Raw genomic sequence first — 21,710 nt, 5'->3', positions numbered from 1 at the left:
ATGCAGCCGCTGTTCGCTGAGCACCTCCACGTGGGCCGGCCGAACGTCGGTGACCGCGGTCGCTTCCTCGACCGGATCAACGGCGCCCTGGACCGCCTCTGGCTGGCCAACAACGGGCCGCTCGTGCAGGAGTTCGAGGCGCAGGTCGCGGCCGTCGCACAGGCCCGCTACTGCGTCCCGGTCGCCAACGCGACCGTCGGCCTCCAGATCGCGGCGAAGGCGGCCGGGATCGGGCCCGGCGACGAGGTGATCGTGCCGTCGTTCACCTCGCCGGCCACCCCGCACGCCATGGAGTGGATCGGCGCGGTGCCGATCTTCGCCGACGTCGACACCGAGACCGTGACCCTCGACCCGCACCACGTCGAGCGGCTCATCACCCCGCGCACCAAGGCCATCATCGGCGTGCACGTCTTCGGCCGCCCCTGCCACATCGACGAGCTCAGCGCCCTGGCCGACCAGCACGGCCTGATCCTGCTGTTCGACGCCGCGCAGGCGCTCGGCTGCACCTACCACGGCCGGCCGATCGGCGGCTTCGGCGACGCGGAGATCTTCAGCTTCCACGCCACGAAGTACCTCAACAGCTTCGAGGGCGGCGCCATCGTCACCAACGACCCCGACCTGGCCGAGGCCGCCCGGGCGATGCGCAACCTGGGGCTGGACGAGCACCGCGAGCAGACGTACCTCGGCATCAACGGGCGCATGACGGAGGCGTCGGCCGCGATGGGCCTCACGTCCCTGGAGTCGATGCAGGACTTCATCGACGTGAACCGCCGCAACGCCATGCTCTACCAGGACGGCCTGGCCGGCGTCCCCGGCGTCACGCTGCGCCGGCAGGCCCCCGGCGAGCGGGCCAACCACCAGTACGTGGTCATCGAGACCGACGCCCGCGACGCCGTGCACGACCTGCTGCTGGAGCACAACGTCCTGTCCCGCAAGTACTTCTACCCCGGCTGCCACGACATCGAGCCGTACCGCTCGAAGCGGGCCCGCCACACGCCCCTGCCGCTCCCGCGGACCGAGGCACTGTGCGACCGCGTCCTGTCCCTGCCGACCGGCACCTCGATCGGCCCGGCGGAGATCGCCGGCATCTGCGACATCATCCGCACCGCCTGCCTCCCGCTCCGCCAACGCCTGGCCGCCTGACCGCTCCTCCCCCTCCCCCCGAAGCCGCCCCGCCTCCCCCAGGCGGGGCGGCTTCGCATGCCTTCCCGTCCACGACCCTGCCACGGTGTGCCTGGCCCTGCCCCGCCCGGCTTGATCGAAGGACGGTCCTGGCCGCCCGGACGACCACCACACGACTTGGATCACGCCGGCGGCGGCGACGGCGACCCACGACGGCAGGGATGGTTGTGCACCACGACGCCGAGCGCGGCGTCGGCGACCGGAGTGATGCGCATCGGTTGTGAAACCCAGCGACGGCGTGGAAGCACCGGATGACGCCCTCGACGGCGCTGGACCCATGCGAGGACGGCGGCCGGGGAACATCACCGCGACCACGGCACGGAGCGCGACCGTGCAACCGAGCGGGTTGCGAACCGCGAAGATCGAAGGACAGCCCTGGGCGTCCGGGCGGCCGTGACGCGACTTGGATCACGGCCCCGGAGCGGAGCTGGAGCGGAGCCGGAGCGGAGCGTCGGGTGGAGAACGGGCTGGGGCAGTGGGGCGCCGGGCGGCTCGTCCCGGGGGGGGTGAGGTGCGCGGGACCGTCGCAGTGGAAGGCGGCCCGGCACCTGGGGTGCCGGGCCGCCTTCGGGAACCAAGAAGCGGGTCAGACGGGCTGGACCTTCTCGGTGTCGGGGGCGGGGGTGTCCTCGGCCGTGTCGGCCGGGGCTCCGTGGCCGTGGCCGCCGCCCTGGCCTGCCATCGGGGGCACGCCGCGCAGGGTGGCCACCGACAGGACCGCCAGGCCGAGGAAGACGACGCCGCAGACCGCGGCCACCGTGTTGAGCTCCGTCGTGAAGGCCGTGCGGGCCGCGGCGACCAGCGCGTCGCCGACCGCGCCCGGCAGGGACTGCGCGACGAAGAGTGCGCCGTCCGCGGTCTCGGCCGCGGCGTCGCCGGCGGGGGTGCCGGCGATCTCCGGCGGGACGACCATCTCGCGGGAGTAGACGGCCGCGCCGATGCTGCCCATGGTGGCGATGCCGACCGCGACGCCCAGGTCGCCGCTGGTGGTCTGCAGGGAGGACGCCGAGCCGGCCTTCTCCGGCGGGGCGGCCGGCACGACCAGCTGGCTGACCACCGGGCCGACCGGGCTGACCCCGAAGAAGACGATGCTGAAGCCGACGATGAGCATGGCCAGGCCGGCCGCGACGGTGAGCTGGCTGAGCACCGTCATGCCGATGGCGGCGATGACCGCGCCGCCGGCGACGACGTACGCGGGGCGGACCTTCTGCGCGATGCCCTGGCTCATGCCGATGCCGATCAGCAGCGCGAAGGTCGGCACCAGGATCCACAGGCCGCTGCTGAGCGGGCTGCGGCCCTCCACGACCTGCAGGAACTGGGCCAGGAAGAAGCCGGCGCCGCCCTGGACGGCACCGATGAGCAGGGCCAGGACCAGCGCGCCGCTGACCGCCTTGATCTTGAACAGGCGGATGTCGAGCAGGGGGTCGGCGAGCTTGCGCTGGCGCTGGACGAACAGGGTGCCGAAGGCGAGGCCGCCGACGAGCGTGACCACGGCGACGGCGGTCCAGCCGTTCGCGGCCAGCTCCTTGAACGCGTAGATGACCGGCAGGATCGCCAGCAGCGAGAGCGCGACGCTGAAGAGGTCGAGCCGGCCCGCGTTCGGGTCCTTGAACTCCGGCAGCAGCACCCGGGCGGTCGCGACGACCAGCAGCATGACCGGCGGGCCGATCAGGAACACCGAGCCCCACCAGAACCACTGCAGCAGGACGCCGCCGACGACGGGGCCGAGGGCGACGCCGAGCGTCAGCGCCGACGCCCACACCGCGATCGCGATGCCCATCTCTTTCGGGTTCTTGAACATCTGGGTGATCAGCGCGAGCGTCGACGGGATGAGCGTCGCACCGGCGATGCCCAGCAGCGCGCGGCAGACGATGAGCATCTCCGGCGTGGTGGCGAACGCCGCCACGGCCGACACCAGGCCGAACGCGGTGGCGCCGATGACGAGCAGTTTTCGGCGGCCGATACGGTCGCCGAGCGTGCCCATGGTGACCAGGAACCCGGCGCTGAGGAAGCCGTAGATGTCACCGATCCACAGCTGCTGGCTGGCGCTCGCGTCGAGGTCGGCCGTCAGGTTCGGCAGCGCCAGGAAGAGCACGCTGATGTCGATCATGCCGAGCATCGACGGGAACCCGAGGACGGCGAGCCCGAGCCACTCGCGCCGGGTCGCCTTCACCTCCGGGCCTTGCGTATGTGTTGCCATGTCCCCTCCTCGTTCGAAGCCGCGTCACCGCAACGACGAGGCCCTCGCAGCCATTGTTCGGGGGGCACATGGACCGGACATCTTCACAAATGCGCTCTCTACGCCGCGGCTTCCAGCTGGCGGGCCACGTCGTACCGCCAGGAAGGGAACGTCGAGCAGAACTTCACGAAGTTGTTGATCAGGTGGGCCCCGTTCTGGGTGCAGATGCTCTCGGGGTGGAACTGCACCGACTCGACCGGCAGCCACCGGTGCCGCATCGCCATGATGTAGCCGTCGTCGAGAGACCGCGCGCTGACCTCCAGGCATGAGGGCACCGTCTCCTCGACGACCACCAGCGAGTGGTACCGCGTGGCGTGGAAGTCGTCGGCCATGCCGCGGAAGAGCCGCCGCCCGTCGTGCCGGATCCGGCTGGTCTTGCCGTGCATGAGATGCTCGGCGGGCACGACCGTGGCGCCGTAGGCGCGGCCGATCGCCTGGTGCCCCAGGCAGACGCCGAGGATCGGGACCTCCCCGGCGAAGGCCCGCACGATGTCCACGTGCCCCGAGTCGTCGGGGCTGCCGGGGCCCGGGCCGAGCAGGATCGAGTCGGGCCGCACCTCACGCACCTCGTCGAGCCGCAGCGCGTTGGAGCGCACCATGATCGGCTCGGCGCCGGCCGACATGAGGTACTGCCGGATGATGTAGACGAAGCTGTCGAACGCGTCGACGACGAGCACCCGCACGATGTCAGTCCTCCTGTAACAGTTCGCGGCCGGTGACCGCCCAGAAGGCGGCGCTGAGCTTCGCCAGCGTCTCGGTCCACTCCCGCCCGGCGTCGGAGTCGGCGACGACACCCGCCGAGGCCCGGGTGCGGTACTCGCCGTCGTGGTGGATCAGCGTGCGGATGCACAGGGCCATGTTCAGGTAGCCACCCACGTCGATCAGCCCGAGGGCTCCCCCGTACAGGCCGCGTCGGCTGTGCTCCATCGCCTCGATGATCTCCATGGCGCGGATCTTCGGCGCGCCGGTCATCGTGCCGGCGGGGAACAGCGCCGGGATGATGTCGTAGCTGTCGACCTGCTCCTCCGCCTGCCCGGAGACGGTGGACACCAGGTGCTGCACGTGGGAGTACCGCTCGATGGAGAAGTGCTCCGGCACGTCCAGGGTGTCGCGCCGGCAGATCCGGCCGACGTCGTTGCGGCACAGGTCCACCAGCATCGTGTGCTCGGCGAGCTCCTTGGGGTCGGCGAGCAGCCGCCGGGCCGCGGCCTCGTCGCCGTCGGGGCCGCCGCGCGGGACGGTGCCGGCGATCGGCCGCATCAGCACGTTGCCGTCCTCGACCCGCACGAAGAGCTCCGGGCTCGCGCCGACGAGGGTGTGCCCGCCGAGCGCCGTCAGGTACATGAACGGCGACGCGTTGCGCTCCCGCAGCCGCTGGTAGGCGTCCAGCGGCGGGGTCGGTGTGCGGACCGTCAGCTCGTGGCCGATCTGCACCTGGTAGATGTCGCCGATCGCGATGTGCTTGAGGCACGCCTCGACCGTCGTGAGGTAGTCCTCGCGGGCGGTGTCGTCGCTCCACCCGGTCACCTCGGCGAGCCGGGGCGGGTCCACCGGCGGGGCGCCGGCCAGCAGCCCGACGATGTCGTCGGGGAGCGCCGGCCAGGCGTCGCTGTCGAACAGCAGCAGCTCGGACTCGGCGGCGCCGACCTCGTGGGTGAGGCAGCCGCGGTACAGCACGAGGTGGACGTCCGGCAGCGACGGCTCCTGCTCGATCAGGTACGGCAGCTCCTCGATGTACCGCACCGCGTCGTAGCCGAAGTAGGCGAGGAACCCGAAGCTGAACCGCGAGGCTGAGCCCTCCGCGTCGAACGTCCCCTGCACCGCGCGCAGGACCGGCCACAGGTCGGTCATGGCGGGCAGCCGCAGGGTGTCGCCGTCGGCGACCAGCAGGCCGCGCGTGCGGTCCAGCACCGCGTCGCGCAGCGCCGGGACGCCGCCGACGTGGACGGCGCCGCGGGTCACCGAGACGGTGAGCAGCTCGCCGAAGCCGATGAACTCGTGCCGGGCGTCCTGTCCCGGGCCCGTCGCCGACTCCAGCAGGTAGACCTCGCCGGGACCGAAGCGCGCCGCGAGCGCGGACCACGCGGGCAGCGCGCCGGGCCTCGGGATCCGGTGCCGCCGGGTGTGTACGCGTACCTGATCAGACAAAGAAGGCATCGAAGTCCCCGTTCACGTCGTGATCGCGTAGCGGTGCGCAACCTCCCGGGCGGCCAGCACCGCGGCGTCCGGTGCCGTGCGGTTGTCCAGGATCCGTGCCGCCTTCCAGCTCACGAACGAGCCGGTGCTGGTGACCGGGTCGAGGTCGGCCTCCACGGTGAGGCCGGCCCGCACGCCGGTGCGCTCCCGCAGCCGGGCGGCGACGGCCGCGCCGATCGCCGGGGCGTCGCCGGCGAGCGCCGGCACCAGGTCCAGCCGGACGGTGACGGTGTCCTGGGTGCCGTCATTGTCGAGCACGATCTGGTAGCCGAGGCAGCCCCGGACGTCCTCGAGGACGAGCGCCTCCAGCTCGGCGGGCTGCAGGTCCGCGGCACCGACCCGGATCCGGTCGGCGGCGCGGCCGAGCACCTCCACCACCGGACCCGGCAGCGGCGCGTCCGGCCGGCCGGGCCGGACCCTGACGAGGTCGCCGGTGCGGTACCGGATGAGCGGCTTGATCCCGTCGACCAGCATGGTCAGCACGAGCTCGCCCTCGCCGAACGGACCCCGCGAGGCGCCGGTCCGCGGGTCGACGACCTCGGCGATGTAGTTGAGCCCGGCCAGGTGCATCTCGCCGGTGTGCGCCCCGGTCGCGATGCACAGCGCCTCCTGGGAGCCGTACAGCGTCGGGTACACGGTCGCGTCCGGCCACAGCGACGACACGTTCGCCCGCAGCTGCGGCGTGCAGATCTCGCCGAGCACGAGGAACATCTTGATCGGCAGGCGGCGCAGGTCGTACCCATAGTGCAGGGCGGCCTTCGCCAGGCTCAGGCACAGCGCCGGCGCGCAGACGACGACCTCGACGCCGAGCTCCTCGATGAGCCGCAGCGCCTTGCGGAACCCGACCCGCGGCGACTCCGGCCAGATCTTGACGTGGCAGGCGCCGACGGACTCCGCGACAGCGGTGAACACGTCGCCGAACGCGTACAGCTCCGACGGCCCCATGAGCCCGATGACCGGCATGCGGTCGCCGAAGCGGTGGCGCAGCAGCCGGCGCCACGACTGCTCGACGGCGCGGTTGCTGGTCAGGATGTCCTTCGGGCCGCGCGGGCAGGGCGTCGAGGCGCCGGTCGTGCCCGTCGTCTCGTAGTAGATGGCGGCCTCGGACATCGGACCCGACAGCACCCCGTACATCTCCCGGCGCAGGTCCTCCTTCGTGGTGAAGGGCAGCGCGGCGAGGGTCGAGGTGGTGACGGCGTCGACGACGATCCCGGCGAGGTGCCTGCGGTAGAACGGCGAGCGGGTCGTGACGTGCTTGAGCACGGTCGTCAACCGCTCGTCGTGCCAGGCACGCAGGTCCGTCTCGGACAGCGCGCCGGCGTAGTACCGCACGGACAGGTCGTCGTAGCGGGCCCGGAAGCCGGCCGGCAGCCGGACCCCTGCGGTGGTGGTCGCGGCGGTCACAGGCTCGCCCTGAGCTCGTCGAGGGCCAGACCGACCCGCTCGTTGCGGTCGCCGACGTCGAGCACGTCGGCCCGGCCGGTGAGCTCGCGGTAGTTGTTCAGCAGCTCGATCATGTCGACCATCCGCTCGACCATGCGGGTGACGTTGGTCAGGCCCTCCTCGTCGTTGGCGTAGTCGCCCTTGTGCAGCGCCTGCACCTCGGCGGGGAACCCGCTGCCGACGATGATCATCCGGTTGAGCAGGACGTTGGCCATGAGCTGACCGGTCACGTCGCTGTTGTTGTACCGGCGGGCGACGGCGATGACGCCCGCGACCTTGTTCGACAGCGGGCGGTCGAAGCGCAGGTAGCCCACGCCGGCCCGCTCGATGAAGGTCTGCATGAGGCTGGAGGTGCCGAACCCGTGCACGGGCGCGGCGTAGATGATCCCGTCGGCGGCGATCATCTTGTCCACGACGGCCGGGATGTCGTCGGTCTGCTCGCAGCGGATCGGCCGGTCGTTGCAGTCGCCGCACGGGCCGCACCGCAGCATCCGCAGGTCGCGCAGGTCGATCGTCTCGAACGCCGCGCCGCGGTTCGCGGCCACCGCGGCCGCGTGGCGCAGGACGCCGGCGGTGTTGCCGTCGCGCTCCGATCCGTTGATCGCGACGATCTTCGGCTCCATGGGTGGCGCCTCCTCGAAGTGGCACGGGACGTGGCTTCGAGCGTCGTTCGGGGCCGCCCGCCGCCGCATCTTGCAACGTGCGGTGATCGTCAAGCCGCCGGCGTCCGCCGGAGACGGCCCCGCGACGAACGCGGCACGCAGCGAGATGCGCGCGCCCCCCGCGGCAAGGCGCGCACGCAGCAAGATGCACGGCCCGGCGCCGCGCCCAACGATGAACGATGAAGATCAATCGAGGGCGAGGGAGCCACCCATGGGAGGCGAATACTGGAACCGCAGGACCGAGACGATGCCCCGGCCGCAGCTGCGGGAGTGGCAGTGGCGCAAGCTGCAGGTCGCCCTGCAGCACGCCCAGCGCTCGGAGTTCTGGAGTGAGCGGATCCCGGCGGGCATCGGCTCGCTCGACGACTACTTCGCGCGGATGCCGCTGACGTACAAGAAGGACCTCATCGCCGCGCAGGAGGTGGCGCCGCCGTACGGGACGCTGCCGTCGACCGACCCGGCGCTGGCGATCCGGCACCACCAGACGAGTGGCACCAGCGGCAACCCGCCGGTGCGCTCGTTCGACACGATCCGCGACTGGACCTGGTGCGCGGACGTGTACGCCACGGCGCTGTACGCGCTCGGGGTCCGCGAGCACCACCGCGGCATGGTCGCGTTCGGTTACGGCATGTTCGTCGGGTTCTGGGGCATGCACTACGCCCTGGAGCGGATCGGGGCCACGGTCATCCCGGCCGGCGGCTTCGACTCGCAGGCCCGCATCAAGCTGATGATCGACCAGCGGGTGTCGGTGCTGGGCTGCACCCCCAGCTACGCGCTGCGGCTGATCGAGACGGCCAAGGAGATGGGCGTCGACCTGGCCCGCGACGCCAACGTGGAGATCATCATGGCGGGCGGCGAGGCCCGGTCGAAGGCGACGACCCAGGCGATCGCGCACGGCTTCGGCGCCGAGGTGTTCAACGCCGCCGGCACCACGGAGCTCGGCACCACCAACATGTTCGAGTGCCGGGCCAACCGCGGCGGCTGCCACAGCATGGAGTCGACCGTCATCGACGAGGTGCTCGACCCGGTGACGAAGCAGCCCGTCGCGTACGGCGAGCAGGGGGTCCGGGTGTCGACCGGGATCGGCCGGGAGGGCATGCAGCTGTTCCGGCACTGGACCGAGGACCTGGTGATCCGCCGGCCGTGGCACGAGTGCGCCTGCGGGCGCAGCTGGGACTGGTTCGACGGCGGCATCCTCGGCCGCGCCGACGACATGCGCAAGATCCGCGGTGTGTCGGTCGAGCCGGTCATGTTCGAGGAGGTGCTGCGGCGCTTCGACGAGGTCGGGGAGTTCCAGACGGTGCTGCGCACCGTCCGCGGGCTCGACACCGTCGTCCTGCGGGTCGAGCCGGTCGGCACGCCGGCAGACGACCTGGCCGCGCGCATCGCCGACACCGTCAAGCGCGAGTGCAGCATCCGGCCCGATGTCGAGATCGTCGAGCCCGGCAGCCTGCCGCGGTTCGAGCTGAAGGGAGCGAGGTTCCACGATGAGCGGTGAACTGACCGGACCGCAGGAGCAGCAGCTGCTGGAGTGCTACCGGACCCTGCACGGTCTCGCCGAGGTCGACGTGCCGGCGGTGCGGGCCGCGGTGCGCCGCGCCGTCGCCGAGCTCCAGGTCGCCCTGGAGGGGCAGGCGCTCGTGTTCGAGTTCTACTCGCACCAGTGGGACGAGGCGGCGTTGCCCGTCGCGGCCTGACCCACACACCGTTCGTGCCCCGGCCCGTCTTCGGGCCGGGGCACGAACCTTCAGGTGGCACCGGCCGCCGAGGCCGACCGGCCCACCGAGTCTCAGCGCAGTGTCACCGCAGGGTCCGGGCGAACGTGCGGATGTCCGCGACGAGCGCCTCCGGCTGCTCCAGCGCCGCGAAGTGCCCGCCGTCCGGGTGCTCCGTCCACTGGGTCAGCGTCGGCAGGGCCTTCTCCGCGAAGGTCTTGATCGGGCGGGTCGCGTCGTGCGGGAACACCGCGACGGCGACCGGCATCGCCAGGTTCCACGGGCCGCCCCAGGTCGCCACGAAGTCGCCGGTGGTCGGCGTGGTCTCGTAGTAGATCTGCGCCGACGACCCAGCGGTCGCGGTCAGCCAGTACAGGGTGACGATCGACAGGATCGTGTCCCGGTCGATCACCTCCTCCGGCCGCTCGACCGCGCCGGTCCACTCGTAGAACTTCTCGACGATCCAGGCGAGCTGGCCCACCGGGGAGTCGGTCAGCGCGTACGCCAGGGTCTGCGGCCGGGTCGACTGGATCTTCTGCCAGCCGATGCCGTCCTCGGCGAAGTGCGCGCCGTGGCCGAGCCGCTCCAGGTCGTCGGCGTCCAGCGACGCGACGGCGGCGGGGTCCGGCGGGAAGGTCACGAGCATGTTGATGTGCACCCCGGCGGCGTGCTCCGCGTCGGCGAGCCCGAGCTGCAGCGAGATGACCTTGCCCCAGTCGCCGCCCTGCGCGATGTACTGGTCGTAGCCGAGCGAGCGCATGAGGTCGGCCCACGCGCGGGCGACCCGGGTGACGCTCCAGCCGGGCTGGCCGGTCGGGCCCGAGAAGCCGAACCCGGGGATGGTCGGGATGACCACGTGGAACGCGTCCTCGGCGGTCCCGCCGTGCGCCTCCGGGTCGGTGAGCGGCCCGATGAGGTCGAGGAACTCCAGCACCGACCCCGGCCAGCCGTGGGTCAGGATGATGGGCGTCGCGTCGGCGTGCCGGGACCGCACGTGGATGAAGTGCACCGTGGCGCCGTCGATCTCGGTGACGAACTGCGGGTGCGCGTTGAGCTTCGCCTCCGCGGCCCGCCAGTCGAAGCCGGTCCGCCAGTACTCGGCGAGCTCCTGCAGGTATGCCAGCGGGACGCCGCGCGACCAGCCGGGGCCGGGCCCGGCGTCGGGCCACCGGGTGGCGGCCAGCCGGCCGCGCAGGTCGTCCAGCTCGGACTCGGGTATGTCAACCTGGAACGGTCGCATCGGCGCACCACCTCAACTCGGTGTGATCTCCTGCTGTTGTCCGTAGCGTCGCACCCGGGCCCCGGCTGCCCCATCTCCTGTTGTGCCCAGGTGCGTCCGGTGCGCACGGCATGAGATGCACGCCGCCGTGGCCTCGGACGACAGTGATGCCATGACGGTGACCCATTCGACCGAGACCGATGTCGCGCCCGATGCGGCGCCGGCGTATCCGCTGCAGCGCGAATGCCCGTACAAGCCGTCGGCCGGCACGGCGAAGCTGCGCGAGCCCGGCCCGATCATCCGGGTCCGGCTGTACAACGGCCGCACCGCCTGGCTGGTGACCGGCCCCGCCGAGGTCCGCGCGCTGCTCGCCGACCCGGCGATGTCGAGCATGGCGACCTGGGATGACTACCCGGTCATCGACGAGAGCCACCTGCACATGCGGGCCAGCAAGGAGATGGCGCAGGAGGTCGAGGGCGGCTTCCCGGAGGTGCTGTTCGGGGTGGACCCGCCGGTGCACACCCGCCAGCGCAAGATGCTGCTGCCGAGCTTCACCAACCGCAAGGTGCAGACGCTGCGCCCGATCATCCAGCGCATCGTCGACGAGCGCCTCGACGCGATGCTCGCCAAGCCCCAGCCGGCGGACTTCCTCGCCGACTTCGCCGCGCCGGTGCCGATGATGGTGGTGTGCCTGTTCCTGGGCGTGCCCTACGCCGAGCGGGACTTCTTCGAAGGGCCCATGCACGACCTGGTGGTGCCGGAGAAGGCCGAGGCGGCGTGGGAGGAGTTCACCGTCTACCTGGAGCGGCTCGTCGACAAGAAGATGACCGAGCCCGGCGAGGGCCTCATCGACGACCTCATCGCGAGCCACGTGCGCAGCGGCGAGCTGTCCCGCGACGAGCTGGTCGCGTTCGCGATGGCCATCCTCATGGCCGGGACGGTCACGACCACCAGCGCCATCGCGCTCGGCACGCTCGCCCTGCTCGACCACGAGGGCCAGTACGAGGCGCTGGTCGCCGACCCGAGCCTGGTCCCGGGGGCGATCGAGGAGATCCTGCGCACGGTCAACCTCGTCGAGCAGCTGTCGCGGGTCGCGACCGCCGACGTCGAGATCGGCGGCGTCACCATCAAGGCCGGTGACGGCATCCTGCTCAGCTGCGCCGCGGCCAACCTCGACCCGAGCGTCACCTCGCACCCCGACGAGTTCGACATCACCCGCCCGCCGACCGGCGCCCTCGCCTTCAGCTACGGGCTGCACCACTGCATGGGGCACAACCTGGCGCGCCTGGAGCTCGAGGTGGTCCTGCGGACCCTCGCCGACCGCGTGCCGAAGCTGCGCCCGGCGGTGCCGACGGCCGAGATCCCCTGGTACTTCGACTTCACCGTCTCGCGCCTGACGTCCTTCCCCGTCACCTGGTAAGGGGCCGGCGCGATGGAGTCCCAGCCCGCCACCGGGCCCGCCACGGAAGACCCGGCCGGCGACGCCCGCGTGACCCGGCCGTTCACCGGCGACGAGTACGTCGAGTCGCTGCGTGACGGCCGGGAGGTGTACCTGTACGGCGAGCGCGTCGCCGACGTGACCCGGCATCCCGCGTTCCGCAACCCGGTCCGGATGACGGCGCGGCTCTACGACGCCCTGCACGACCCCGCGACGCACGACGTGCTCACCGCGCCGACCGACACCGGCAGCCGGGGCTACACCCACCGGTTCTTCCGGACGCCGCGCAGCGCGGAGGACCTCGTCGCCGACCAGCAGGCGATCGCCGCGTGGGCCAGGCTCAGCTACGGCTGGATGGGCCGCAGCCCCGACTACAAGGCGTCGTTCCTCGGCACCCTCGGCGCCAACGCCGACTACTACGAGCCGTTCGGTGACAATGCCCGGCGCTGGTACCGCGAGTCGCAGGAGAAGGTCCTGTACTGGAACCACGCGATCGTGCACCCGCCGGTCGACCGGTCCCGCCCGCCGGACGAGGTCGAGGACGTCTTCGTGCACGTGGAGCGGGAGACCGACGCCGGTCTCGTGGTGTCCGGCGCGAAGGTGGTCGCGACCGCGTCGGCGCTGACGCACTACAACTTCCTCGCGCACTACGGGGTGCCGGTGCGCAAGAAGGAGTTCGCGCTCATCGCGACGGTGCCGATGGACGCGCCCGGCATGAAGCTGCTGTGCCGTCCGTCCTACGCGGCGACGGCGGCGGTGATGGGCAGCCCGTTCGACTACCCGCTGTCCTCCCGTCTCGACGAGAACGACACGATCCTGGTCCTGGACAAGGTCCTGATCCCGTGGGAGAACGTGTTCGTCTACGGCGACCTCGGCAAGGTCCAGATGTTCTCCGGCCAGTCCGGGTTCACCGAACGCTTCACGTTCCACGGCTGCACCCGCCTGGCGGTCAAGCTCGAGTTCCTCGCCGGCCTGCTGCTCAAGGCCGTCGAGATCACCGGCACCGACAGCTTCCGCGGCGTGCAGAGCCGCCTCGGCGAGGTCCTCGCCTGGCGCAACCTCTTCTGGGGGCTGTCGGACGCCGCCGCCCGTAACCCGGTGCCGTGGAAGGACGGCGCGGTGCAGCCGAATCCCCAGTACGGCATGGCGTACCGCTGGTTCATGCAGATCGGCTACCCGCGCATCCGCGAGATCGCGCTGCAGGACATCGCCAGCGGGCTCATCTACGTCAACTCCAGCGCCGAGGACTTCAAGAACCCGGCCGTGCGCCCCTACCTGGACAAGTACCTGCGCGGTTCGAAGGGCGTCGACGCCGTCGACCGGGTGAAGGTCATGAAGCTGCTGTGGGACGCGTTCGGCTCCGAGTTCGGCGGCCGGCACGAGCTCTACGAGCGCAACTACTCCGGCAACCACGAGAACACCAGGGTGGAGCTGCTCAACGGGCAGATCGCCGGCGGCCAGACCGAGCAGTACAAGGCCTTCGCCGACGCCTGCCTGCGCGAGTACGACCTCGACGGCTGGACCGCGCCGGACCTCGCCTCCTTCGACGAGCTGCGCAAGCTCTCCTACGGCAGCCTCAACATCTGATCCTCCTCCCGCGCCCCGCCCCTCTCCTCCGAGGGGCGGGGCGTTCTCGTGTGCGGAAATTGGGAAGCAGACATTCACCATCGGCAATTACCACACAGCGTGACCGAATGACTACGAGAGCATTTTGAAAGAAGCTGGAGCGTCGCTGGAGTGCCAGTATTGAACCAACAGAGAAATGGACGGAGGTGAATAGAATGAAGAAGATCGAGGTTCGCAAGCTGGAGGAGATCAAGACCAGCGCCAACATCACCGCGAACGCCGCGTGCCCCGGCACGGACCCCGTCTGACCAGGACGGTAACGGCATCAAACCAAGTGGGGGACCGGGAAAGTTCCGGTTCCCCACTATTGGTGTGCTGAAAAGTGATCGCAAGATTGGAGTGACCAGTGACCCAGCTCCGCGCCCCTTACAACGCCGACACGACCGTCGCCGTCCTGCCGTTCCAGCGCCGCCCGGAAGGGGACGAGATCGTCATCGGCGACCCGTCCCGCGGCGCGTTTCTCGCACTGCCGAAAGACGGGGTCGACCTGCTCGACTGGCTCGCCGCCGGCGACACGGTCGGCGAGGCGGCCCGCCGCTACGAGTCCCGCTACCACGAGACCCCCGACATGGAGGACTTCCTCGCCGTCATGACCGCGGAGGGGTTCATCGCCGGCGACCGCCCGCGGGAGGAGCCGCACCACCACGGGCCGAAGGGGCGCCGGCTGCGCAAGGTCAGCCTCGACTGGATCTCACCGGCCGTCGCCCGGCGGCTGACCGGCGCGCCGGTCCTGGCGGCCTGCCTGCTGCTCATCGGCGGCGCGACGGCGATCATGCTGGCCGACCTGTCGCTGTTCCCGAGCACCGAGGTGCTGCTGTACCCGCACGGCAACTTCGCCGTGCTGAGCCTCACCGTGCTCGCGCTCACGCTCGGCGCCACGTTCCTGCACGAGCTCGCCCACGCGACCGTCGCCCGCGCCGCCGGCGTGCCCGTGACGCTCGGCATCAGCAACCTGATGTACGTGATGGTGGCCCAGACCGACATCAGCGGGCTGCGGATGGCGTCGAAGGGCCGGCTGTTCCTGGCCTTCCTCGCCGGGTCGATCGTCGACCTGGTCTCCGCGTCGCTGCTGGTGCTGACGCTGTTCGCGGACCGGCACGGGGTCATCGCGATGGCGCCCGTCGGGCGCGAGTTCGTCGGCGCGCTGCTGCTGAGCTACGTCTTCCGGGTCTTCTTCCAGTGCTTCTTCTACCTGCGCACCGACCTGTACTACCTGGTGTCCACCGCGCTCAACTGCCGCAACCTCATGTCGGACACCGAGACGATGCTGCGCAACGGCGTCCTGCGGCTCATCGGCAAGCGCGCGCACGTGACCGACCAGTCCGGGATCTCCCGGCGCGAGCGCACCGCGATCCGCACCTACTCGGTCTTCTACATCGTCGGCCGCGGCTTCGCCGTCATGACGCTGCTGACCGTCTTCGTGCCCATCATGGCCACCGTCGTCACCGAGTTCATCACCTGGACCTCCGGCGGGCGGAGCCACCTCACACCGCTCGACTTCGTGCTGATCCTGGTGCTGATGCTGGGGGTGTACGGCGTGGGCGTCGTCATGTGGGTCCGCGGCCTGATCCGCGGCCTCGTCAAGTTCGGCAGGACCGTCCGGGCATGAACAAGGGCCGCTGCGGGATCCGCAGCGGCCCTCGTCTGTGTGTTCAGCCCCGCTCGACCTCGGTCCGCAGCACCTCACGGAGCCGCGTCATGATGTCCACGACGGTCGACTCGTCGAACATGTCGGTGTAGCCGACCCGGCCGCCGATGCCGCCCGCCGGGTGCAGCTCCGCGGAGACGAGCATCCCGTCGGGGATCTGCGACCCGGCCGCCGAGCTGATCGTGCGCCGGCGGATCGCCGCGAAGCGCAGGTCGGCGACCTCGTCCTCGCCGCGCATGAAGGGCGACTGGATGACCTGGAAGACCACGGGCGCGGCCCGGGGCGTGACGACCGAGGCCATCAGCTCCGGCGCCTCCCCGGCCAGCTGCAGGAACGGCAGCTCGTGCCGGTACGCGGCGAGGCAGGAGCGGCGGACCGCGCCGACCGCGTCGGTGAACGTCTCGCAGCCGGACAGGTCGACCCGCAGCGGGGTGAAGTTGTAGAACGTGCCGATGACGTCGGCGGTCCACGCCGGCCCGCGGCCCGGCATGAACGTCGGCACCACCAGGTCGGTCTCGCCGGTCCGCTCGCGCAGCACCGTCAGGAACGCCGCCATCAGCACCATGAACGGGGAGCTGCGGCTGGTCCGCGCGAACTCCTGCACCGCCGTGTCGAGCTCGTCCTCGAACATGTACCGGTGCCAGCCGGTGGTGTACGCGCCGGTGGCCCGGGGGCGGTCGTTGGCCAGCGGGGTCATCCGCGCGCCCGCCAGCTCCTCCCGCCAGAACGCCCGCGCCGCCCGCGACTGGGCGTCGTCGGCGTGCTCGAGCTGGTGGGCGACGAACTCGCGGTACTGGCGGGCCGGCGGCAGGTCGACCGGCCGGCCCTCCTTGCGGGCGGCGTAGAACGCGGCGAGGTCCCGCATCACCAGGTGCACCGAGTAGCCGTCCACCGCGGTGTGGTGCGCCATGTAGGCCAGCACCGAGTCCTTGGCGTCGAAGCGGCCCAGGTACACCCGAAGCCCCGGGATCTCGTCGATGCCGAGCCCGTCGTCCTCCTCGATGGCGTTGATGAACGCCTCGGCGACGGCGTCACGGTCCTCGGCCGAGGGGTCCAGGTCGCTGATCACGAGCCGCGGCGCCGACGGCGGGTGGATCTCCTGGTGCGGGTCGTCGGGGTCGAGCACCAGCCTGGTGCGCAGCGTCTCGTGCCGGGCGACCACGTCGCGCATCGCACCGTGCAGCGTGTCGAGGTCGATCTCACCCTCGACCCGCCACCCGGCCACGACGGTGAAGCGGGGGCCGAACGGGCCCCATCCCCCACCGCCGTCCATGAGGCGCAGGAAGTCCAGCTGCAGCGACAGCGGCGCGCGCTCGACGCCACCGCCCGCCTCTGCGGGGATGCCGGTCATCGTCACGCCTCCTTCGGCGTCGGGAGCGACCAGTGCATGCCGTCCGCCGACGGCACCAGCCCGCCGTCGCGCACGGGCGGCGTGGGGCGGTCGCTGCGGCCGAGCGCCGCCTGGATCTGGATCTGGTGGCCCTCCTTGACGATCGACCGGACCAGCGAGGTGTTGAGGATCTCCTGGTTGCCCGCGCCCTCGACCCTGCGGTCGATCGCCGCGGACAGCTCCTGCGCCGCGGTCGCCCGCGCGGTGTACGCCTCGGGGTCGACGAGCGCGCCCTCCTGCGAGGCGCCGCCGCCGACGAGGTTGACGAACGACTCCGCCGCCGGCGTCGTCTCGGACGTCACCTTCTTCGCCTTCCAGAAGTACGACTCCTCGTCCTGGTGCATGTCGTAGAACGCGACCAGGAAGTCGTGGAAGCGGGCGTACTCGGCGCGGTACCGGTGCTCGAACTCGCTGAAGGCGGTCTCCTCGGGGATGTCGGTCCCCTCGGCCAGCGCCGTGTTCAGCGACCTCGCGGCGAGCAGCGCCCCGTACGTCGCCAGGTGCACGCCCTGGGAGAAGACCGGGTCGATGAAGCACGCCGCGTCGCCGGCGAGCACCAGACCCGGCTTCCAGAAGCGCTCCTGGAGGTAGGAGTAGTCCTTGCGGACCCGGATGTCGCCGTAGACGCCGGTCGTGACACGCGTCGCGTCGGAGAGCATGTCCGCGATGAGCGGGCACTGCTCGATCAGACCGAGCAGCGCCTTCTCCTTGTCGCCCTGGACGCGCTCCAGCTCCTCCGGCAGCAGCACCGCGCCGACACTGGTCAGGGTGTCGCTGAGCGGGATGTACCAGAACCAGCCGGCCTCGAAGGCCACGGCGAAGATGTTGCCCGAGTACGGCGGGTCGAGGCGCTTGCCGCCCTCGAAGTAGCCGAACAGCGCCAGGTTGCGGAAGAAGTCGGAGTAGACCCGCTTGCCGCCGCTGTGGCCGTGGATCCGGCTGGTGTTGCCGGACGCGTCCACCACGTACCGGCTGCGCACCTCGTGGCGCTCGCCGGCGGCGTCGGTGTAGCGCACCCCGCAGACCCGGCCGTCCTCCTCGATGACGTCGACGACCGTCGACTCCTCGCGCACCTCGACGCCCTTGGCCCGGGCGTTGTCGAGCAGGATCTTGTCGAACTTCATCCGCTCGACCTGGTAGCCGGTGGAGGACTCGCCGGCGAAGTTCTGCGACAGCGAGAAGTCGAACGTCCACGGCTCCGGGTTGCTGCCCCACCGGAACGTCCCGCCGTGCTTGATCGGGAAGCCGGCGGCGGCCAGCTCCTCGGTCACCCCGAGCAGCTTGCAGATGCCGTGCACGGTCGAGGGCAGCAGCGACTCGCCGATCTGGTACCGGGGGAACCGCTCCCGCTCCAGCACGAGCACGCGGTGGCCCTGCTGCGCCACCAGGGTGGAGACCGTGGAGCCGCACGGCCCACCGCCGACCACCACGACGTCGAAGGTTTCTGAGGTCATCTTCCGGTTCCCTTTCTAGCGCAGCTCGACGTCGGCGGCCGCGACCGCGGCGACGAACTCGCCACGGGCCAGCGCGGCGGCGACCGTCTCGATGTCGTCGGACATGTAGCGGTCGTGGTCCAGGGTCGGCACCAGCGAGCGGACGTGGTCGTAGGTCGCCTTCGCCGCGGGGCTGAGCCCGTCGTAGCGCTTGGAGATGTCGACCGCCTGCGCCGCCGCGAGGTACTCCACGGCCAGGATCTTCTCGTTGTTCTGCAGCACCCGGCGGGCGTTGCGGGCGGAGATGAGGCCCATGCTGACGACGTCCTGGTTGTCGCCGTTGGACGGCACGCTCTGCGTGCTGGCGGGGCCGATGGTGCGGTTCTCGGCGATGAGCGCGGTCGCCGGGTACTGCGCGCCCGCGAAGCCGCTGTTGAGCCCCGGGTCGCCGGCGACCAGGAACTCCGGCAGGCCGTAGGACAGGTGCCGGTTGAACAGCCGGTTGGACTGCCGCTCGGACAGCACCCCGAGCTGGGTGAGCGCGATCGTGACGAAGTCCATCACGAACGCGATCGGCTGGCCGTGGAAGTTGGCGCCGTGGAAGATCTCCTGGCCCTCGAAGAACAACGGGTTGTCGTTCGCCGAGTTCAGCTCGATGTCCAGCTTGTTCGTCGCGTGGTACAGGGTGTCGCGCACCGAGCCGAGGATCTGCGGGATCGCCCGCAGCGAGTACGCCTTCTGCAGGTAGATCTTCGTGCGCTGCACCCCGTCGGTGTGCAGCTTGCCCTCGCCGGCGGCCTTCTCGCCCGCGTCGGCGACCTGGCGGCGCAGGTCGGCGTGCTCGACGGTGAGCCGGCTGCCGGCCATCAGCGCGCGCATGTTCGCGGCCGTGTCGATCTGCCCCTGGTGCGGGCGGGCGATGTCGTGCCCGGCCGGCAGGAACGGGCTCGTGGAGCCCTGCAGCGTCTCGATGACCAGCGCGGTCACCAGCTCGTGCTGGCGCACCTGGGTCATCGCCCGGCCCACGACGAGCGCGCCGAGGCCGGTCATGCCAGAGGTGCCGTTGATGAGCGCGAGGCCCTCCTTGAACTGCAGCTGCAGCGGCTCGATCCCGTGCTCGCGCAGGACCGGCCCGGTCGGGACCTTCTTGCCGTCCTGCAGCAGGTAGCCCTCGCCGATGACGGTGCTCGCGATGTGCGACAGCGTCGCCAGGTCGCCGCTGGCGCCGAGCGAGCCGATCTCCGGGATCGCCGGCGTGAGGCCGAGGTTGAGGTACAGCGCGAGCCGCTCCAGCACGTCGGGGCGCACCGCGGAGTAGCCCTTGGCCAGGGCGTTGAGCCGGGCGGAGAGGATGGCGCGGGCCTCGTCCTCGGCGAACAGCGGGCCGACGCCGGCGCTGTGGCTGCGCACCAGGTTGGTCTGCAGCTCGGTCTCGTTCGAGGTCGACACCAGCATGTAGATCATCTCGCCGTAGCCGGTCGTCACCCCGTAGATGGGGATCTCCTGCGCGACGATGTCCTCGAACATCTTGCGGCTCTTGGTGGCCCGCTCCAGCGACGAGGCGGCGACCTGGACCGGCGCGTGCTCCTCGGCGACCCGCCTGACACCCGGGATGTCGAGGGTCTCGCCGTCGAACACGACGGCCTGTTCAGTCTGCTGATTCAACGCACTCTCCTTCGGTTCGGTGTGGCCGCGGCGGCAGGTGCCCGGCCGCGACGTCCTGGCGGGCGCCAGCGGCCACGATCGCGGTGGCCAGTCCGGTCAGCGTGGGATTGGTGAGGCACTGTTGCAGCGGCACGTCGGCGCCGAACCGCTTGCGGATCAGCCCGGCGAGCCGCAGCGCGTCCAGGGAGCCGGCGCCGGCGGCGGTGAACGACGCGCCGGGGCCGGCGGGCGGCGCCCCGAGCACGTCCTGCCACAGCTGCGCCACCGCGGTCTCCGCCCAGGTCCACGGGCGGTCCGCGGCTGGTTCCCGGCCGCCCGGCCCCTGCCGGAAGTGGGGCCGGGCGGGCAGCCGGGACCGGTCGACCTTGCCGGCGACGTTGCGCGGCAGGGGTCCGGTCATCGGTTCGAACTGCACCAGCACGAGCGCGGCGCCGAAGCGCCGGCGCAGGTGCGCGCGCCAGGCGGCGACGGCCGGGTCCGCCCCGGGCGCCGGCACCACGTGGGCGACCAGGCCGACGACGAGGCCGTCGCCGTCGGTGGCCGGCACGACCGCGCACTCGGCCACCGACTCGTGCTGGGCCAGAGCCTCCTCGACCTCGGCGACCTCGATCCGGTTGCCGAGGAGCTTCACCTGGAAGTCCTTGCGGCCGCGGAACTCCAGCCGCCCGTCGTGCCGGCGCCGGGCGAGGTCGCCGGTCCGGTACACCCCGGTCCCGGAATCCGTCCCCTCCAGCGGGCGGAACGCCGGGCCCGGCGGCAGACCGACGTAGCCGTCCGCCACGTACGGGCTGCGGATCACGACCTCGCCGGTGACGCCGTCCGGGCAGGGCCGGTCGGCCTCGTCGAGCACCAGCACCTCGCGGCCGGGGATGGCCCGCCCGATCGGGGCCATGCCGCGGACCGGCGCGTCGATCGCCGCCCACGTCGCCGCGACCGTCTCCGTCGGTCCGTACACATTGGACAGACGCAGCCCGGGCAGCGCGGCGCGCAGCCCGTCGGCGAGGGCGGCCGGCAGCGCCTCGCCCATGAGCACCAGGTGCCGCAGCGCCCCGAGCCGCCCGGCCGCGGCGGTCATCGGCGCCAGCAGCTCCTTGGCGAAGCTCGGCACCGTCTGCAGGAACGTGATCCGCTCGGTGGCGAGCCAGTCGGTGAACCGTTCGGGGTGCACGCGGACCCGCTGCGGCACGGGGCACAGGGTGGCGCCGGCGGTCAGCGTGGCGAACGCCTCGTAGAGGCTCGGGTCGTGCTCCGGGGCCACCCAGTGCGCGACCCGGGCGCCGGGGCGCAGGTCGAACGTCGTGGCCATCCACGCGGCGAACTGCGCGAACGCGCCGTGGGTCTGCGCGATGCCCTTCGGCTTGCCGGTGGAGCCCGACGTGTAGGCGACGTAGGCGATCGCCTCCCGCCGCACCACCGGGGCGGCGGGGGCGCCGGGCGGCGGGTCCGCCGTCAGGGAGCCGACGTCCAGGACGAGGCCGTGGATCTCGGCGCGGTACCAGCCGGCGAGGGCGTCGGTCTCGGCGCCGCCGTCGACCAGCAGGCACGCGGGGCGCAGCTCGCGCAGCGCGGTGCGGCCGCGCTCGCCCGCGTCGCCGGTCCCGAACCACAGCAGGTGCCCTCCGGCGCGCAGCGCGGCGAGCGACGCGACGATCTGACGCGGGCCGGGCGCCATGCGCACCGCGACGGCCCGCCCGCCGGCCCCGGCCGCGCGCAGGTGCGCCGCGACGACGGCGACGGAGCGCTCCAGGTCGCCGTACCCGAGGGACGAGCCCTCGGTCGCGACCGCGACCGTGGCCGGGATGCGGTCCGAGACGGCGCGCACCGCCTCGTGCACGAACGGCGCGTCCGCGAACC

At 71.6% G+C, this 21,710-nt stretch carries 16 protein-coding genes; 6 read left to right on the top strand and 10 right to left on the bottom strand.

Annotation, left to right across the window (positions count from 1 at the left end):
* Window positions 1-1,143, top strand: coding sequence for an aminotransferase class I/II-fold pyridoxal phosphate-dependent enzyme (locus ABZ321_RS52105; RefSeq protein ID WP_354903854.1), 1,143 nt, complete (start codon window positions 1-3; stop codon window positions 1,141-1,143).
* A 625-nt stretch (window positions 1,144-1,768) separates the two neighbouring features.
* On the opposite strand, the gene ABZ321_RS52100 is transcribed toward ABZ321_RS52105, so the two are convergent.
* From ABZ321_RS52100 to ABZ321_RS52080, 5 genes are all read right to left on the bottom strand, one after another.
* Window positions 1,769-3,382 carry an MFS transporter gene (locus tag ABZ321_RS52100; RefSeq protein ID WP_354903853.1) on the bottom strand — a complete coding sequence of 538 codons (1,614 nt, stop codon included), beginning with the start codon at window positions 3,380-3,382 and terminating at the stop codon, window positions 1,769-1,771.
* 98 nt (window positions 3,383-3,480) lie between these two features.
* The gene (locus tag ABZ321_RS52095; RefSeq protein ID WP_354903851.1) at window positions 3,481-4,104 is read right to left on the bottom strand and encodes an aminodeoxychorismate/anthranilate synthase component II; all 624 of its coding nucleotides are present in this window, start codon (window positions 4,102-4,104) and stop codon (window positions 3,481-3,483) included.
* Between the two features lie 4 nt (window positions 4,105-4,108).
* Window positions 4,109-5,569, bottom strand: a complete 1,461-nt coding sequence (locus ABZ321_RS52090; RefSeq protein ID WP_344508664.1) for an anthranilate synthase component I family protein — start codon at window positions 5,567-5,569, stop codon at window positions 4,109-4,111.
* Between the two features lie 21 nt (window positions 5,570-5,590).
* Window positions 5,591-7,021 (bottom strand): AMP-binding protein, encoded by a 1,431-nt coding sequence (locus ABZ321_RS52085; RefSeq protein ID WP_354903850.1) that lies wholly within the window; start codon window positions 7,019-7,021, stop codon window positions 5,591-5,593.
* On the bottom strand, window positions 7,018-7,683 hold the full coding sequence (locus ABZ321_RS52080) for a flavodoxin family protein (RefSeq protein ID WP_344508668.1): 666 nt from the start codon (window positions 7,681-7,683) through the stop codon (window positions 7,018-7,020). Before ABZ321_RS52080 ends, ABZ321_RS52085 begins: the two co-directional genes overlap by 4 nt.
* A gap of 250 nt (window positions 7,684-7,933) precedes the next feature.
* Between ABZ321_RS52080 and ABZ321_RS52075 the strand changes: the two genes are divergently transcribed.
* Window positions 7,934-9,220 (top strand): hypothetical protein, encoded by a 1,287-nt coding sequence (locus ABZ321_RS52075; protein WP_344508670.1) that lies wholly within the window; start codon window positions 7,934-7,936, stop codon window positions 9,218-9,220.
* A complete protein-coding gene (locus tag ABZ321_RS52070; RefSeq protein WP_344508672.1) occupies window positions 9,210-9,419 on the top strand; it encodes a DUF6052 family protein in 210 nt (69 codons plus the stop codon). The genes ABZ321_RS52075 and ABZ321_RS52070 overlap by 11 nt, the downstream gene beginning before the upstream one ends.
* A gap of 103 nt (window positions 9,420-9,522) precedes the next feature.
* On the opposite strand, the gene ABZ321_RS52065 is transcribed toward ABZ321_RS52070, so the two are convergent.
* A complete protein-coding gene (locus ABZ321_RS52065; protein ID WP_354903847.1) occupies window positions 9,523-10,677 on the bottom strand; it encodes an epoxide hydrolase family protein in 1,155 nt (384 codons plus the stop codon).
* Window positions 10,678-10,828: 151 nt separating this feature from the next.
* Between ABZ321_RS52065 and ABZ321_RS52060 the strand changes: the two genes are divergently transcribed.
* The 3 genes from ABZ321_RS52060 to ABZ321_RS52050 all read left to right on the top strand — a co-directional run bounded on the left by ABZ321_RS52060 (window position 10,829) and on the right by ABZ321_RS52050 (window position 15,329).
* Window positions 10,829-12,076 (top strand): cytochrome P450, encoded by a 1,248-nt coding sequence (locus tag ABZ321_RS52060; protein WP_344508676.1) that lies wholly within the window; start codon window positions 10,829-10,831, stop codon window positions 12,074-12,076.
* Window positions 12,077-12,088: 12 nt separating this feature from the next.
* Window positions 12,089-13,681: a 4-hydroxyphenylacetate 3-hydroxylase N-terminal domain-containing protein gene (locus ABZ321_RS52055; RefSeq protein ID WP_354903846.1), complete on the top strand. Its 1,593-nt coding sequence runs from the start codon at window positions 12,089-12,091 to the stop codon at window positions 13,679-13,681.
* Between the two features lie 385 nt (window positions 13,682-14,066).
* On the top strand, window positions 14,067-15,329 hold the full coding sequence (locus tag ABZ321_RS52050) for a hypothetical protein (RefSeq protein ID WP_354903844.1): 1,263 nt from the start codon (window positions 14,067-14,069) through the stop codon (window positions 15,327-15,329).
* Between the two features lie 43 nt (window positions 15,330-15,372).
* Here ABZ321_RS52050 and ABZ321_RS52045 read toward each other — a convergent pair whose 3' ends face one another.
* From ABZ321_RS52045 to ABZ321_RS52030, 4 genes are all read right to left on the bottom strand, one after another.
* Window positions 15,373-16,719, bottom strand: coding sequence for a condensation domain-containing protein (locus ABZ321_RS52045; protein WP_344508681.1), 1,347 nt, complete (start codon window positions 16,717-16,719; stop codon window positions 15,373-15,375).
* A gap of 2 nt (window positions 16,720-16,721) precedes the next feature.
* Window positions 16,722-18,212: a tryptophan 7-halogenase gene (locus ABZ321_RS52040; RefSeq protein ID WP_344508683.1), complete on the bottom strand. Its 1,491-nt coding sequence runs from the start codon at window positions 18,210-18,212 to the stop codon at window positions 16,722-16,724.
* Between the two features lie 15 nt (window positions 18,213-18,227).
* The gene (gene cmdF / locus ABZ321_RS52035; protein WP_344508685.1) at window positions 18,228-19,856 is read right to left on the bottom strand and encodes a tyrosine 2,3-aminomutase; all 1,629 of its coding nucleotides are present in this window, start codon (window positions 19,854-19,856) and stop codon (window positions 18,228-18,230) included.
* Window positions 19,840-21,710: non-ribosomal peptide synthetase (locus tag ABZ321_RS52030; RefSeq protein ID WP_354903842.1), on the bottom strand; the 1,871-nt coding region annotated here is incomplete at its 5' end. The genes cmdF and ABZ321_RS52030, both read right to left, overlap by 17 nt.

Source organism: Dactylosporangium sp. NPDC006015 (assembly GCF_040614215.1).
Taxonomy (GTDB): domain Bacteria; phylum Actinomycetota; class Actinomycetes; order Mycobacteriales; family Micromonosporaceae; genus Dactylosporangium; species Dactylosporangium maewongense.
This window is presented reverse-complemented; position numbering and strand designations above follow the sequence as displayed.

Bases quoted from the DNA above. Each gene is read 5' to 3' on its own strand.
- ABZ321_RS52075 (WP_344508670.1), top strand. From the start codon at position 7,934: ATGGGAGGCGAATACTGGAACCGCAGGACCGAGACGATGCCCCGGCCG.
- ABZ321_RS52060 (WP_344508676.1), top strand. From the start codon at position 10,829: ATGACGGTGACCCATTCGACCGAGACCGATGTCGCGCCCGATGCGGCG.
- ABZ321_RS52055 (WP_354903846.1), top strand. From the start codon at position 12,089: ATGGAGTCCCAGCCCGCCACCGGGCCCGCCACGGAAGACCCGGCCGGC.
- ABZ321_RS52100 (WP_354903853.1), bottom strand. From the start codon at position 3,382: ATGGCAACACATACGCAAGGCCCGGAGGTGAAGGCGACCCGGCGCGAG.
- ABZ321_RS52045 (WP_344508681.1), bottom strand. From the start codon at position 16,719: ATGACCGGCATCCCCGCAGAGGCGGGCGGTGGCGTCGAGCGCGCGCCG.
- ABZ321_RS52040 (WP_344508683.1), bottom strand. From the start codon at position 18,212: ATGACCTCAGAAACCTTCGACGTCGTGGTGGTCGGCGGTGGGCCGTGC.
- ABZ321_RS52080 (WP_344508668.1), bottom strand. From the start codon at position 7,683: ATGGAGCCGAAGATCGTCGCGATCAACGGATCGGAGCGCGACGGCAAC.
- ABZ321_RS52070 (WP_344508672.1), top strand. From the start codon at position 9,210: ATGAGCGGTGAACTGACCGGACCGCAGGAGCAGCAGCTGCTGGAGTGC.
- ABZ321_RS52105 (WP_354903854.1), top strand. From the start codon at position 1: ATGCAGCCGCTGTTCGCTGAGCACCTCCACGTGGGCCGGCCGAACGTC.
- ABZ321_RS52065 (WP_354903847.1), bottom strand. From the start codon at position 10,677: ATGCGACCGTTCCAGGTTGACATACCCGAGTCCGAGCTGGACGACCTG.